The sequence below is a fragment of the Bordetella genomosp. 4 genome (assembly GCF_002261185.1).
In the GTDB taxonomy this organism is placed as follows: domain Bacteria; phylum Pseudomonadota; class Gammaproteobacteria; order Burkholderiales; family Burkholderiaceae_B; genus Bordetella_A.
In genome coordinates this window covers 279,242-293,113 of record NZ_NEVQ01000013.1, presented here as the reverse complement: position 1 = coordinate 293,113, position 13,872 = coordinate 279,242, and the positions used below count along the sequence as shown (strand labels likewise).

The following is a 13,872-nucleotide window of genomic DNA, read 5'->3' as shown; positions in this document are numbered from 1 at the left end:
GCAGTATCGTTTCCGGCTTACCTCCGGGACGCGACAAACTTCAGCCACGGGGCCGCGTGGAAAACGCTCATCAGCAAATACATCAGGCCCATGCCGCTAATCGGCGAGCCACGATCGCCGCCCAGGCACGTCATCGGGTGCGCATCGCCGCCCAGCAAAAACGTCATCGCCGCCATGGCTGCAAAGGCCGGGGCAGCGGCCAGGTGTAACCAACGGGCCATCCGCAGGGCGCCCCCACGCGCCTCCCGTGGCGGAGGCGCACCCGACCATTCGCTTTGGCTGAGCGGGGTCATGGCCGTGCTCCACTGGCGAGATCGGCGTGGCAACACGCCGATTTGACGGTATCGAGCAGCTCCGCGACCGTACCTTGAGCCGCGGCGTCTTGTGCCGGCTCCGTTTGATAGCGATCGTGGTGGCGCACCCATTCCATTTTGTTCTCCACCTCTCGTTCATCGCGTCCCTTGGGCGTGATGTCCAGCAGGTTATACGTGCCCATCATGATCTCGACGCCACGCGTATAGCAGGAATACGTATGGAAAACTTCGCCTGCGTCGGTTTTCAGAAAGACACTGATTCCCGGCCATTCCTCGTACGCATAGGGCCAATCGCCATAGTTGTACTGCAGCGTTCCCCGCGCGACGTCTTCCGGCGAGAAACTCACGCCGAAATCGTAATTAAACCGGCTACCCTGGGATGACACCCAGTTAAATTTCCATCCCATCCGTCGACGAAAACGCTCGATATCCGCCAGCGGGGCACGCGAAATCGCGATAAACGTCACGTCACGCTGAGCCAAATGGGTCGTCATCCCATCGGTATGGTCGGCCATGTAGGAACAACTCCGGCAGCCTTGCTCCCAGCCGGGCGCGAACATAAAGTGTTGGACAATCAACTGATGGCGGCCGTCAAATAGATCGATCAGCCTGCGGGGGCCTTTATTGGTATTGAAGACGTACTCTTTCTCGACACGAACCCAGGGCAGGGCACGGCGTTCTGCGGCGAGCTGATCGCTCAAGCGCGTCAGTTCTTTTTCGCGCGTCAGCAAGGCTTTACGTTCGGCAATCCAGTCGTCTCGGGAAACGATGCGATGATCGCCTGCGTTGACTTTGGCACTTTCGGTCTGGGGGGCTGTGGTCTCGTTCATGGCTTGATTCCTCGTTGGCTAATTGACAAACTGCGCTGCATCATCGATCTGTCAGGGCAGGGCTGGATACCATGGTCGCACCAGGCCTCGACATCATGGGAGTGACAAATGTGACGGGAATCCAATGGACGCTTTGATTCGAGCGGCGGCGCAAGCCCTGGCCAGGGGCGATGTCCTTGACGCTCTCAAGCACGTCGCGCTACGTGAAGAACCGGCAGCGCTGGCGCTGCGTGGCATCGCCATGGCGCAGTTGGGTGATTTCGGCCGCGCACAAGCGCTGCTCAAGCGCGCGGCGAGGGCATTCGGCCAGACAGACCAGATCGCCCGTGCGCGCTGCATCGTCGCCGAGGCCGAGATCGCCCTGGTCTCACGCAACCTGAACTGGCCCGTCCCAGCCCTGGATGCTGCGTATACAGTGCTCCAAACGCATGGCGATCTCATGAACGCCGCCCATGCGCGCAACCTGGCTGCCCGCCGGCTGTTGTTGATCGGGCGGGTGGACGAGGCGGCGCAGGCGCTTTCCAATGTGGATTCGGCCAGCTTGACGCCCGCGTTGCGGGCGGCCGTCGAGTTGACGTTAGCGGGCATCGCCGTTCGCCGCCTGGACACGGTTGCCGCGCGCTCGGCGTTTACCCAGGCCGCCGACGCCGCGCGCCAAGCGGATATTCCCGCGTTGACTGCAGAGGTCCAGCAGGCAGCAGGCATTCTCGACCAGCCCGTTGCATGTGCTATCACCGGCGGCGCGAAGCGTCTGGTCCTGCTCGATGAGGTCGAGTCGTTGTTGACATCAGGGGCGCTCGTTATCGACGCATGCCGCGGCCTGGTACGCGGCTCCAACGCGATCGTGCGGCTGGCGAAGCGGCCGGTCTTGTTCACCTTGGCCCGTTGCCTGGGCGAAGCCTCGCCGAGCGACGTTGCGCGGGAAACCCTGCTGCTGCGGGCGTTTCGGGCAAAACACATTGACGAATCGCATCGGGCGCGCTTGCGCGTGGAAATAGGGCGTCTGCGCGTGGCGCTGGCGGGGATAGCCAAACTTGGGGCGACCAAACGCGGCTTCGTGCTGACGCCTTGCGATGCGCAGCCCGTTGTGGTGTTGGTGCCCCTTGTTGACGAACGAAACACGGCGATTTTGGCGCTGCTCGCCGATGGCGAGGCGTGGTCGAGTTCGGCCCTGGCGATCGCGCTAGGCATGAGCGCGCGCACCGTTCAACGGGCGCTGGAACCGCTGTGTGCAGCAGGCAAAGTGCAGGCCTACGGTGCGGGCCGGGCACGTCGCTGGACGGTTGCCTCCGTGCCAGGATTCCCGACAGCCTTGTTACTCCCCGACTTGTTACACGATAAGTAGACTATCTGGGTCAGAACCTAATCAACCAGCGTGCCTCATGTGGCAGTTGCTACTTGAGCGGGCGGAACCGGAGCAACAGATGAAACATTCCAACGCCGAAATTATCCGCGAATACGGCCCATTCGAAGGCGCAGCCGAAGTCCACGGCGTGACCTATGATGGGCAACTCGTCTGGTTCGCCTCGGGAGACAAACTCAACGCATTCGATCCCAACACCGGTGCGATGGTGCGCCAGATTGATGTCCAGGGTGATGCCGGGACGGCTTTCGACGGCAAACATCTCTTTCAGATCACCGGCCAACACATCCGGAAAATCGACGTGGCGACCGGTCGCGTACTCGCCACAATCCCGGCACCGGGCGATTCAGGCAATAACTCTGGGCTGGCCTGGGCAGAGGGCACACTTTGGGTTGGCCAATATCGCGACCGGAAAATCTATCAGATCGATCCGGATACCGGGAAAATCCTGCGGACCATTGAATCCAATCGTGTCGTGACTGGCGTAACGTGGGTGCAAGGCCAGCTCTGGCACGGGACGTGGGAAGGCAAAGAAAGCGACTTGAGAAGGATCGATCCGGAAACAGGCGAGGTCATCGAAACGATAGAGATGCCGGTCGGCACAGGCGTGTCGGGTTTAGAGGCAGGTAGAGACGGCCAGTTTTTCTGCGGCGGTGGCGGTAGCGGCAAGCTGCGCGTGGTTCATCGTCCGAAGTGATTGGGAAGGGCGGGGCGGCCCATGCGCCAACCCGGATCCGGAGTGCAACAGAGAGCAAAATGGTAGAGGCCGATCAAAATTATCCCTTTTGATCGAATAATGTTTTTGGATTTGGCTGGTTTATCAGCGATTAACGCCCTTATATAGTGGCTCCGCCTGCCACAACTTAAGGAATTTGTCAGATGACCACCCGCGACGTTGTTATTCCGGCCGAACGCCACGCCCTGTACGAACTACACCGATATTCCCCTGCTATCCGTGCCAATGGCCTGTTGTTCGTGTCAGGCCAGGTTGGTAGTCGGCTCGATGGTTCTCCCGAGCCGAATCTTGATGACCAGGTTCGTCTGGCGTTCAAAAATCTCAATGCCATCCTCGCCGAGGCCGGATGCACTTTCGACGATGTGGTCGATGTGACGGTATTCATGATCGACCCGCAGACGCATTTCGAACGGGCGTGGGCTGTTGCTGCAGAGTTCTGGGGCAAAGCGCCGTATCCGACTGTGACGGCTGTCGGTGTTACCTGGTTGGCTGGCTTCCAGTTTGAAATCAAAGTGATCGCCAAGTTGCCGGAGACTGCGGCCGCCTGAGTTGGCGCGCACCCGCCAACAGTCGGTGGGTGCAGACCCGCATTCACGTCGAATGCTATTCATCAATCCGCGACATCGTTACGTTGATCCGGCGAATGCCGAAGCCCCACCGGGATGAATTGTTGCCATACATACAACTCTGAAGTGTCAGGCAAATGGCTTCTGCCAGTCCGCAAGCCTAATTAATCTTCGTGAACGCAGTCCGGCAACTAAACGGCCTGGGCTGATACCCAAGTTTTCCCATCATTCACGAGGAGTATCACGATGAAAATCGCACTGACCAGCTTGATCGTTTTTTCCGCCTTGATCGGCACCGCCCACGCTGATGGCGGCAATGGCGAGCCGCTGACTCAACTCGCAGCAAGCGAAGCGAGCTTCGGCGAAGCACCGTCCCCGCTGCCTGCATCCATTGTCAGCACCAAGACCCGCGCGGAAGTTCGCGCCGAACTGGCCGCCGCTCGCGCAGCAGGTCAGATCAGCGATGGCGAAGCCCCATATCCGGTGCCCGTGGCTATCGCCAGCGACAAGAGCCGTGCCGAAGTCCGTAGCGAATTGGCCGACGCCAAGGCGCAAGGGCTGATCACGTACGGCGAACAGGAGTACCCCGTAGCACAACACGGTTGATTGACATTTTGTGTAGAACGCCTATGCAACCTGATCGATATATATGGGGCACGGATCCCGCCGGATCCGCCCCATGGTGCCGGCCTTGAGTTGATCAATTAATAAACGAGACGGCACATGCAGCGACGCCTCCACGTCGGCCACAGATATTTCGTTATCGCTTTGCCTGCGCGTCCGGATCTTGCGCACGCGCCAGAAAATGGCGCACAAGGGCAGGGGAGTTGTCCGCCAGCCATTGGGCCATCGCCTGTTCCTCCACCAGAATTCTTTGGCAGATCTCGGCGGTCTCCGTATCGCCTACAAAGCTGGCGGCCTCTTTCAGTTGGGTATACGCCGCGATTTCGAGGTTTTCAAAGGCGAAGCTGAACAGACTGCCTTTCACTACCTCATCGGACGCAAAAACGCCGGAAAATCCTTGAAAAGTTGCCATTGCCTTGGCGGTAAGATCCTTGAGCATCGAGGTATCGCCGCCACGCCGCTCGATGCAACTGCGCACCAAACGCTGTTGTTCGCGCGTTTCTTCGATATGGCGTTGAATACGTTGATGCAGGTCAGGGTAGTTTTCAATACGTGAGGCCATGCTGGTGAGCATCGTTTCGGCCTGTTCTTCCATGGCGTGCGCATCCCTCAGCCAGTCCATGAGGTGCTCGCTTGCCTTTGAGTCATTTCGTTCCATAGCAATCTCCAGTCAGGCCATCGTGAGTGCGGCCCGCGGAGGATCGTCAGCATCCGGCGTTCCCGTAGCAGACTCGAATTCTCGCGTTTCATGCGCCGCGCAAATCGCTGGTGTGTCTGTGACTAACGCGCCGCCAGACGCATGCTTAGGTATGGCGCTTGCGACCAAATGGGCTCCCAGAACCCATCATCAACTGGAGCACTCAATGAGCCCTCATCAACCGGAAGGTCAAAAGGAACATCTAGGCGAGAAATTGCAGGAGCTTGCCCGAAAAAAGCCATTGGAAAAGACCAACACCGATCCCTATAGCGACTCCGGCTATCCCGCTGGCGGCGAGCGGACGCGGCCGGGTAGGGATGCCTACGAAAAACCGACGCACGGAAAAGACGACTGACTGAAACCCGGTGGAAAAAAGACTACGTTATAGTCGTTCACACGCCGGCTGGCGCCGATTCATTGCCAGTTGATGAATAGTGAAGCACAACGTCAAAGGTGTCGTCATGTCTCACCGCCTCATCGCAGCCAGCACGCTATGCGCGGCCGCTTCCGTCTTCATTGCCATGCCCCAGGCGCTCGCGCACCACGGCTGGTCATGGGCCGACGCCGAGCAAATCAAGCTCACGGGCACGGTCAAGCAAGTGCAGGTCGCGCCGCCACATCCTTGGCTGGATGTCGAAACTCAGGATGGTCTGTGGCGCGTAGAGCTGGGCAATCCCAACCAGACCAGCCGCGCCGGGTTTGATGAGTCATCCGCCAAACCGGGCGATACGATTACTGCGACAGGTAACCGCGCGCAGGATCATGCGGAGAAACGCATGAAGGCCGTGCAAATCACCGTAGGCGGCAAAACCTACGATATTTATCCGGACCGTATTAAAAAATAATGCTGGACTGGATCGCTGGCTGGCCTCTGGCCGCTATGCTGCGGCGTTCCGGCACCGCCTATTTGCTGGTCAACGCAGGGCATGTCGCGTCGATCGGTCTGCTTTTTGGGGCTATTGCGGCGCTGGATTTGCGCCTGTTGGGGGCCGCACGCACCTTGCCATTGGCCACGGCAGGGCCTTATCTGTCGCGCCTGGCAGCTGCTGGACTGCTAGCGGCGCTGTTAACAGGAATGTGCCTGTTCGCCGTCAATCCTCAGAACTACCTGGATAACTCTGCGTTTCTCGCCAAACTGGGATTGCTGGCCTTGGGAATCGCGAATGCTCTGTGGCTGCATTACGGGGGACCATGGCGCCAGGCCATGCAGAGCGAATCGATACCAACGAGAGTTAAGCTGCACGCGGCGATGTCGCTGTTTGTCTGGCTGGGTGCCATCGTTGCGGGACGGTGGATCGGTTTTTTATAGTGCGCCAGGTATCAATCAGGGCATATACAAACGCGGGCCGAAAAGGACGTGGCCAATGATTTCACAGGATCGAGATGAGGCCTGCCCGATACCTATCCAATAACCGCATAATGTATATTATGTAAAGTAATGGATTTAGCAAAATCGCGTGGCCGCCCGGGCGGTACCCCGTCTGTTCAAAGCAAACCACAATTTCCACTGTCTGCTCCCTGCTTCGCAAGAAAAAACTAAGTGAATGTGGAACAATACCGGGTTTAACCAAACCAGAGAGATTTTCCATGGGCAACAAGATCGTTACGGAAGCCGACCGCAAGCGCACTCCCGCTCCCGTCGCTCCCAAGGGCGTGACCTTTAAGAAACAAGGCGGCGGCCAGCGTTGCAGCCTGGAGCGTGGCTCGCATACCCACCACAAGAAAAATCCCGGTAAGCGCCCGCACTCGGGTTAATTTCCGGCTGCAGTTCGCCTCCAGCATCCTTCAGCCCGCCTAATGGCGGCGCTGAACCGGCTTGACCCGGGATAGGCCCACCGTACTCGCTGGGCCTAACATCGGCCCAAGTTGCTACCAATCTCCCGCCTGCGTCGTCTGTTCAAGACAATCAATACGCACTGCAAAGCCCGACTAAATAGTCGTACGGCCACCAAATGGACCCTGACGCAGCCACGCACCCTGCTTTTACCGCAACGTAGAAAAGTACTGCGCCGGCGGTTGCCCTAGAGCCTTCTTGAACATCGTAATAAACGCCGTGACCGAGTCGTAGCCGAGATTCCCGGCAACTTGCTGGACGGTCGTTCCTGCCGCCAACTGACGCAACGCAACGATGAGATGGAGCTGTTGTCGCCAGCGCCCGAACGTCAGTCCAGTCTCTCGCATGACCAGACGCGCCAAGGTTCGTTCGCTCATCGCCAATCGATCACCCCAATCTGCCAAGGTAGTCCGATCAGACGGATCTGCAGCCAGCGCATCGGTAATGCGACGAATCTTTGGATGTTGGGAAATCGGCAAATTCAACTGCTCAATAGGCGCCGCCGAAACCTGGTCAAGCAGCACTGCTGCCAATCTGGCGGTCGGCCCGTTGTCTGGGTAATCGGGCCCTAGATCCGCAAGATACTTGATCATTTCCCGCAGCATCGGCGAGATCGCGACCGTGCAGCATTCCTGCGGCATTCGGGCAGCTGTCGGCTCAATGAATAGAAAGTAGATCCGAGCATTGTCGGTCGCCCGATTGCTGTGCGGCATTCCGCCCGGTATCCAGACGGCATGATGCGGCGGAACCATCCACATTGCTTTTGGCACCTCGCACGTAACGCCGCCGTGCAGCGCCATAATGAGCTGGCCTTTTCGATGCGTATGCACGGGTTGTTCGGCTTCGTTTTGCTCGACTTCGATACGCCAGGCAATGACAGGCCGGTCGATCTCATCCGGATCGAAATGGCACAGCGTCTGGTCCAACGGGGCACGTGTTGTCATTTTTTAGAGATTAATTGTCATTCATTCTCTATTATGATCGCCGTCTTGAGGCGTAGAGTTAGGGAATTCCCTAATACTCCCTCAGAACTTCATGACGACATCAACACACGGTCGAGCCTCAACGTACCCTATTCTGTTCATCGGAATCCTCTTGATTGCCGCAAATCTGCGCGCGCCGATCACGGGATTGCCCCCGCTCCTGGACGCTATTCGCGCCGATCTGGGGCTGAGCACCGCGGCCGCTGGCGCTCTCACCACCCTTCCCTTGCTCGCATTCGCCCTGCTTTCCCCCTTCAGCGCACTTTTTGCCCGTGAGTACGGGTTAGAGCGCACGTTGTTCGGGGCAATGATCGCCATCGCTGCCGGCATCGCGATCCGGTCAGCCGAATCGATCTGGAGCCTGTATCTCGGCACGTGGATCATCGGGATGGGTATTGCGGTAGGAAACGTGCTGCTGCCAAGCCTGGTCAAACGCGATTTTCCGCACAATGTCACGGCGATTACGAGCGCGTATGCGCTCGCGATGGGCGTTGCTGCTGCGTTAGGATCCGCCGCTATTGCTCCCCTCGCACATGCATGGGGATGGACCACGGCTCTGTTGGCTTTCCTCATCCTGCCGGCGGCGGCGATCGCCGTGTGGTCCACGCAATTGGCGGGGCATTCGCGGCCCGCCCCAGGTACAGCCACCCCACCCCACGGCGGCACGGTCTGGCGTTCCCGTCTGGCGTGGCAGGTCACGCTGTTCCTTGGCCTGATCTCGACGATTTACTACGTGGCGATTGGATGGCTGCCCACCATCCTGACCGAATCAGGAATGTCGCCAAACCAGGCAGGATCGCTGCATGGCGTATTGCAGTTGGCCACGGCAATACCGGGTTTTCTGCTCACACCGATCATGCGCCGAATGCGGGACCAGCGCTTGGCGGCGGCGGTCGTCGCGCTATGCTCGGCGACCGCGCTTGGCGGGTTTATGGTAGCCCCTGGAATCGCGCTCGTTTGGTCGATTCTCTTCGGTATAGGCACCGGGGCTGGCATCATTCTTGGCTTGGCCTTTATCAGTCTGCGTACGACGAACGCGCAGCAAGCGGCAGCTTTGTCTGGAATGGCGCAGTGCATCGGCTATTTGCTGGCCGCAGCGGGCCCGATGGCCATGGGTGCGCTGCACGACTCTCTGGGCGGGTGGGACGTTCCCCTCGGGCTGTGCACCATCTTGGCGGTACTGGCCGCGGTCATAGGCATGCGAGCCGGTCGAGCTCAGAAAATCAGCCACGCCGCGTGATTGGCATAGCCCTCCGTCAACAATGTGTCGCGGCGTGCGAGCGCCGCGAACTCAGATGTGGAGCATCGTTGGCAGGCTCATCTATCCAATGATTCAATATTTGTTGTATTATCGAATCATGAAAGAAGACCAAATCATTTCGGCGCTCGGCGCCCTGGCACACGCTCAACGATTGCGCGTCTTTCGCGCTTTGGTTGTTGCCGGGCCTTCGGGCCTCACTCCGAGCGTTCTGGCCGAGCGATTGGATGTGGCCAGGAATACCCTTTCCTTTCACCTGAAAGAGCTATCACATGCCGGCCTGGTCAGTATCGAACAGCACGGCCGCAACCTGATCTACCGAGCCGACTTTTCTCAGATGAATGGGCTGCTGGGCTATCTCACAGAACACTGTTGCGAAGGTGCCGCCTGCGAAGTTTCCAGTCCCGAACGTTGCACCACCTGCTGATCCGGAGTTATCCATGAAGCGCTTTCACGTTCATTTACACGTCGATGATTTAGCCAAGAATATTGGTTTCTACTCGCAGCTTTTTGCCCAGGCGCCGGCCCGCATCGAGTCGGACTATGCAAAATGGATGCTCGACGATCCGCCTGTGAACTTCGCGATATCCACCCGTGGCGTCAGCCATGGCGTCGATCATTTCGGTATTCAGACAGAGGATGCCGAGGAACTCGCCGCATTGAAGTCCAGGGCAGAGGCTGCCAGCTTGCTATTGGACGACCAGGGAGAAACGGTCTGCTGCTACGCCCGTAGCGAAAAATACTGGGTCACTGATCCGCAGGGACTTGCCTGGGAGCACTTTCACACTCTCGGCACCATTCCGGTTTATGGTGTTTCGCGTGGCACGACTGCCATCCCATCTGCAGTGACTGGCTGCTGTGCGCCGTCGCCTCAAACGCCGGCCCCGTCCAGTGGTTGCGCGCCGAGTACCAATTTGCCGCCTGACTGCCTGGATGCTATGTCGCACCAGAACGAGCGTCGCGGTATTAGCAAGCCTCACGAGTAAAGACGATGCTGTCCAATGTAGAGTCGGCGCAGATCCCGCGCCAGCGCCCTGCGATGAGCGTTTTTGAGCGCTACCTCACGCTGTGGGTCTTTCTGTGCATCGTGTTGGGAGTAGCCGTCGGCAGGCTCCTGCCTGCGCTATCGCAGGCGATCGGACGTTTAGAGATCGCGCAGGTCAACCTGCCGCTCGGGATCCTTATCTGGGTCATGATCATCCCGATGCTGTTGAAGGTGGATTTCGGTGCGCTGGGCCAGGTCAAGCAGCATTGGCGCGGCATCGGGGTAACGTTGTTCATCAATTGGGCGGTGAAACCGTTCTCGATGGCGTTGCTGGGCTGGTTATTTATTCGCCAGATATTTTCTCCCTGGCTGCCCGCTGACCAATTGGATAGCTACATCGCGGGGTTGATCCTTCTAGCGGCCGCGCCATGCACGGCCATGGTCTTTGTGTGGAGTCGATTGACCGGTGGCGATCCGGTGTTTACGTTGTCTCAGGTAGCGTTGAACGACACGATCATGGTGTTCGCGTTCGCGCCGATTGTGGGGCTGTTGCTGGGCCTGTCGGCCATCACGGTGCCGTGGGATACGCTGCTGGTATCTGTCGGTCTGTACATTGTGATTCCGGTCGTCGTTGCGCAGCTCTGGCGGCGTGCGCTGCTGCGTCGCGGACAGGCCACGTTTGATGCCGCATTGACACGCATCGGGCCGTTCTCGATGGCTGCTTTGCTGTTGACCTTGGTGCTGCTGTTCGCGTTTCAGGGCGAGGCCATCATTAGCCAGCCATTGGTCATTGCGATGTTGGCTGTGCCTATTCTCATCCAGGTGTTTTTTAATTCCGGCCTGGCATACTGGCTCAATCGCCGTGTTGGCGAACAGCACAGTATTGCGTGCCCCTCTGCGCTGATCGGTGCGTCAAACTTCTTTGAACTGGCCGTCGCCGCGGCGATCAGCCTGTTTGGATTCCACTCTGGGGCTGCGCTGGCGACAGTCGTGGGCGTACTCATCGAGGTGCCCATCATGTTGCTCGTTGTACGAATCGTCAATCGCAGCAAAGGTTGGTACGACGCAGGCGTCAAGCGGAATTGATCCGTACCGGGCGTGCCCGTTCGTGCAGCCGGTAAATGCCGCTGCACGCGAAACCTTCGACCCATTGATGGGGATTTTGTCTCAATAAAGGTGCTCCATGAGTTCCATCACGATCTATCACAACCCTGCTTGCGGCACCTCTCGAAACGTGCTTGCACTTATCCGGAATAGCGGCGAAGAACCACACGTTATCGAGTATCTGAAGACCCCGCCCGATAGAGAAACGCTGAAAACGCTGATCTCTGCAATGGGCAATCCGGTGCGCGATCTGCTTCGCCAAAAAGGCACCCCGTATGATGAGCTGGGACTGTCCGATGAAAAATGGACTGACGATCAACTGATTGACTTCATGCTCGAGTATCCGATTCTCATCAACCGCCCTATTGTTGTCACGCCGTTAGGAACCCGTCTGTGCCGGCCCTCGGAGGCTGTGTTGGATATCCTGCCCCAGCCACAACGGGGAAGCTTTAACAAGGAAGACGGCGAGCCTGTCGTCGATGCGGAGGGTCGACGTGTCTGACGCGCTGAAGGATATGCCGAACATCGATAGTTCGCTGTTTCAATTGCCGGATACAGCGCAATTATTTTCTCCGCGCCGAGCGACTCATGCACCGCGCTTTCTCTTGTTGTACGGCTCGCTGCGCGAGCGCTCGTACAGCCGGCTGGTCGCGGAAGAAGCCGCGCGACTACTTCGAGCGCTGGGCGGAGAAACCCGGCTGTTCAATCCCTCCGGGCTGCCATTGGTAGACGACGTCGCCAGCGCAGGACATCCCAAGGTGCGCGAACTGCATGAACTGGCTCAATGGGCCGAGGGAATGGTTTGGTGCTCGCCAGAGCGACATGGCGCAATGACTGGCCTCATGAAAACACAGATCGACTGGATACCATTGTCGGCCGGCGCCGTGCGTCCAACTCAAGGCAAGACACTCGCGGTCATGCAGGTATCCGGTGGCTCGCAATCATTCAATGCCGTGAACCAGATGCGAGTGCTGGGCCGCTGGATGCGGATGTTGACGATCCCGAATCAATCCTCCGTGGCCAAGGCCTATCAAGAGTTCGATGACAGCGGACGGATGAAGCCGTCCCCGTACTATGACCGGATCGTCGACGTCGTCGAGGAATTGATGAAGTTCACCTTGCTCACACGCGATATCGGACCGTATTTGTTGGACCGTTATAGCGAACGTAAAGAAACGTCCGCTGAACTCTCAAAGCGGCTGAATCAACAATCCATCTGAGCAGGCGATCTATAACTGTAGACCACCCACTTGCTGTCCGCCTAGCCGGGCAACCTGGGCTTCTTGCGCGCCGCACGCTCGGCCAATCGCAGCGCCATATCCTGCTGGCGTTGCACCAGTTCGGCGATCTGCTCGGCGTAGAGATCGGTGAGGTCACCGCTGAGTGGCTCTGGATCGGTCAAGTCATCAATCACGACGACTGTTCCCTCTTGATCCACGCCCCAGATCCGGCTGCCGTCGCCGACGATCTTCAGCACGGGTAGGATGCCGGGTAAACCAGCCTCGGCCAGCTGGCGCTGATGCGCAGAAATGCTGGCCCATTCGGGCAACTCCGGCGTGTCGATACCCAGGAGCACCAGGCCGCGCCAGAACGTCCAGGCGGGGCCAACGTCGAATTCCTGCGCATGCGGCCAGACGTCTTCACGCGCTATCACGGACAGACCGTTGCTGCGCTGGCAGAACGCGGCAAACGCCGCAGGCAGCGGAAAGCCGACAGCGGCCTCCAGGCTAGCGATCGCTTTTGCTTCGGGCGCGGGTGCGGACAGGGCCTCGAAATAGTCAGTGTCCACGATTTCCAGAATCTCCCACATGCGTTGGTGAAACTGTTCGGCGGTCATGGTCATACAAGCTTCCTGAATCAAAGACAAATCGTGGTTCGCGGCAAAGGCGTGAACCTTGAGGGCGCAACACTATACCTCCTCAGACGCTAGCACCAGCACGCGACATGCGCACGCTGCGCATTTCCTTGCGACTTAGCGCGAGTGCTTTGCACGCGGCCTTGAGGTGGTGCCTGCCGCCCGGCTGAGGAGTGCCAGGCACATAAGAGTCATACCCCAGCCAGATTACCAACAGGTTCAGCGCAAACAGCAAGGCTGCCATGGGCACGATGACAGCCTCGCCCCGGCCGTTTGCTGCAGTCATAGCGTAGGCGCCTACACCGCCAAGTCCCACGAGCAGCAAGGCCATGCAGAGGGCGGCGAAAGGAGTAACGGGTTTGGCCGCAGCCGCCAGATGGACGGTTTGCCGAGTTCGGTTGCGCAGACCGTAGATCTTTCTGTGCCCGGGATAGTCGATGTAGGCAATTTCCAGCAAGTCGCCAATTGCGGCAGGCACCTGATTCCCGGAGGCCGGGAGCGTGAATGCGAGTTGGGATTTTCCGGCTACGTCCACACGTAGATGCAGCAATGGCGCGCCCTGCTCGCGCCGGCGAGCCCTGCCCGGCGTCTGCGGTTCGATTGAGCGCAGGTGCCCCGAGGCGACCTGCATCGGGATGGAGACGAGTTGTATGGGACGTCGGCTCATGAATGTCTTGTTCCTGGCGGTGCAGGAGGCAAGGCCAGACGGTACTCGTGTGCTAA

20 protein-coding genes are annotated in these 13,872 nt (G+C 58.8%); 14 read left to right on the top strand and 6 right to left on the bottom strand.

The genetic code is table 11. The features are described 5' to 3' along the window. Positions 1 to 17 precede the first annotated feature (17 nt). Positions 18 to 293, bottom strand: a complete 276-nt coding sequence (locus CAL20_RS11620; RefSeq protein ID WP_179266663.1) for a hypothetical protein — start codon at positions 291 to 293, stop codon at positions 18 to 20. Further along, positions 290 to 1,144 (bottom strand): DUF899 domain-containing protein, encoded by an 855-nt coding sequence (locus CAL20_RS11615; protein WP_094837942.1) that lies wholly within the window; start codon positions 1,142 to 1,144, stop codon positions 290 to 292. Before CAL20_RS11615 ends, CAL20_RS11620 begins: the two co-directional genes overlap by 4 nt. A 124-nt stretch (positions 1,145 to 1,268) precedes the next feature. Between CAL20_RS11615 and CAL20_RS11610 the strand changes: the two genes are divergently transcribed. From CAL20_RS11610 to CAL20_RS11595, 4 genes are all read left to right on the top strand, one after another. After that, positions 1,269 to 2,489 (top strand): helix-turn-helix domain-containing protein, encoded by a 1,221-nt coding sequence (locus CAL20_RS11610; protein ID WP_094837941.1) that lies wholly within the window; start codon positions 1,269 to 1,271, stop codon positions 2,487 to 2,489. 79 nt (positions 2,490 to 2,568) lie between these two features. Next, positions 2,569 to 3,204, top strand: a complete 636-nt coding sequence (locus CAL20_RS11605) for a Vgb family protein (protein ID WP_094837940.1) — start codon at positions 2,569 to 2,571, stop codon at positions 3,202 to 3,204. Between the two features lie 182 nt (positions 3,205 to 3,386). After that, entirely contained in the window at positions 3,387 to 3,791 is a 405-nt protein-coding gene (locus tag CAL20_RS11600; protein WP_094837939.1) for a RidA family protein, read from the top strand. Between the two features lie 264 nt (positions 3,792 to 4,055). Then, entirely contained in the window at positions 4,056 to 4,415 is a 360-nt protein-coding gene (locus CAL20_RS11595; protein WP_094821417.1) for a DUF4148 domain-containing protein, read from the top strand. Positions 4,416 to 4,569: 154 nt separating this feature from the next. Here CAL20_RS11595 and CAL20_RS11590 read toward each other — a convergent pair whose 3' ends face one another. Further along, positions 4,570 to 5,091, bottom strand: coding sequence for a ferritin-like domain-containing protein (locus CAL20_RS11590; protein WP_094821148.1), 522 nt, complete (start codon positions 5,089 to 5,091; stop codon positions 4,570 to 4,572). Positions 5,092 to 5,296: 205 nt separating this feature from the next. Here CAL20_RS11590 and CAL20_RS11585 point away from each other — a divergent pair, with 205 nt between their 5' ends. The 4 genes from CAL20_RS11585 (at position 5,297) to CAL20_RS25615 (ending at position 6,885) form a co-directional block, all read left to right on the top strand. Beyond that, positions 5,297 to 5,485 (top strand): hypothetical protein, encoded by a 189-nt coding sequence (locus CAL20_RS11585; RefSeq protein ID WP_094837938.1) that lies wholly within the window; start codon positions 5,297 to 5,299, stop codon positions 5,483 to 5,485. Between the two features lie 106 nt (positions 5,486 to 5,591). After that, positions 5,592 to 5,975 carry a DUF6152 family protein gene (locus tag CAL20_RS11580; protein ID WP_094838374.1) on the top strand — a complete coding sequence of 128 codons (384 nt, stop codon included), beginning with the start codon at positions 5,592 to 5,594 and terminating at the stop codon, positions 5,973 to 5,975. Continuing rightward, on the top strand, positions 5,975 to 6,439 hold the full coding sequence (locus CAL20_RS11575; RefSeq protein WP_094837937.1) for a DUF6644 family protein: 465 nt from the start codon (positions 5,975 to 5,977) through the stop codon (positions 6,437 to 6,439). Before CAL20_RS11580 ends, CAL20_RS11575 begins: the two co-directional genes overlap by 1 nt. A gap of 278 nt (positions 6,440 to 6,717) precedes the next feature. After that, a complete protein-coding gene (locus tag CAL20_RS25615; RefSeq protein ID WP_176456495.1) occupies positions 6,718 to 6,885 on the top strand; it encodes a hypothetical protein in 168 nt (55 codons plus the stop codon). 228 nt (positions 6,886 to 7,113) lie between these two features. Here the strand turns inward: CAL20_RS25615 and CAL20_RS11570 are convergent, their stop codons facing one another. Beyond that, positions 7,114 to 7,908 (bottom strand): AraC family transcriptional regulator, encoded by a 795-nt coding sequence (locus CAL20_RS11570; RefSeq protein WP_094837936.1) that lies wholly within the window; start codon positions 7,906 to 7,908, stop codon positions 7,114 to 7,116. Between the two features lie 151 nt (positions 7,909 to 8,059). On the opposite strand from CAL20_RS11570, the gene CAL20_RS11565 reads away from it, so the two are divergent. The 6 genes from CAL20_RS11565 (at position 8,060) to arsH (ending at position 12,514) form a co-directional block, all read left to right on the top strand. Continuing rightward, the gene (locus tag CAL20_RS11565; RefSeq protein ID WP_256981454.1) at positions 8,060 to 9,187 is read left to right on the top strand and encodes an MFS transporter; all 1,128 of its coding nucleotides are present in this window, start codon (positions 8,060 to 8,062) and stop codon (positions 9,185 to 9,187) included. A 118-nt stretch (positions 9,188 to 9,305) separates the two neighbouring features. Further along, on the top strand, positions 9,306 to 9,632 hold the full coding sequence (locus CAL20_RS11560) for an ArsR/SmtB family transcription factor (RefSeq protein ID WP_440898647.1): 327 nt from the start codon (positions 9,306 to 9,308) through the stop codon (positions 9,630 to 9,632). Positions 9,633 to 9,645: 13 nt separating this feature from the next. After that, a complete protein-coding gene (locus CAL20_RS11555; protein WP_256981453.1) occupies positions 9,646 to 10,191 on the top strand; it encodes an ArsI/CadI family heavy metal resistance metalloenzyme in 546 nt (181 codons plus the stop codon). 5 nt (positions 10,192 to 10,196) lie between these two features. Continuing rightward, positions 10,197 to 11,276, top strand: coding sequence for an ACR3 family arsenite efflux transporter (gene arsB / locus CAL20_RS11550; protein ID WP_094821143.1), 1,080 nt, complete (start codon positions 10,197 to 10,199; stop codon positions 11,274 to 11,276). Between the two features lie 97 nt (positions 11,277 to 11,373). Then, positions 11,374 to 11,796, top strand: a complete 423-nt coding sequence (gene arsC, locus CAL20_RS11545; protein ID WP_094821142.1) for an arsenate reductase (glutaredoxin) — start codon at positions 11,374 to 11,376, stop codon at positions 11,794 to 11,796. After that, entirely contained in the window at positions 11,789 to 12,514 is a 726-nt protein-coding gene (arsH, locus tag CAL20_RS11540; protein WP_094821141.1) for an arsenical resistance protein ArsH, read from the top strand. The genes arsC and arsH overlap by 8 nt, the downstream gene beginning before the upstream one ends. A 41-nt stretch (positions 12,515 to 12,555) precedes the next feature. Here arsH and CAL20_RS11535 read toward each other — a convergent pair whose 3' ends face one another. Both CAL20_RS11535 and CAL20_RS11530 read right to left on the bottom strand, forming a co-directional pair. Further along, complete coding sequence (locus CAL20_RS11535; RefSeq protein ID WP_094821140.1) at positions 12,556 to 13,137, bottom strand: SMI1/KNR4 family protein; 582 nt, start codon at positions 13,135 to 13,137, stop codon at positions 12,556 to 12,558. Positions 13,138 to 13,213: 76 nt separating this feature from the next. After that, positions 13,214 to 13,816, bottom strand: coding sequence for a hypothetical protein (locus tag CAL20_RS11530; protein WP_141217675.1), 603 nt, complete (start codon positions 13,814 to 13,816; stop codon positions 13,214 to 13,216). Between the last annotated feature and the right edge of the window lie 56 nt (positions 13,817 to 13,872).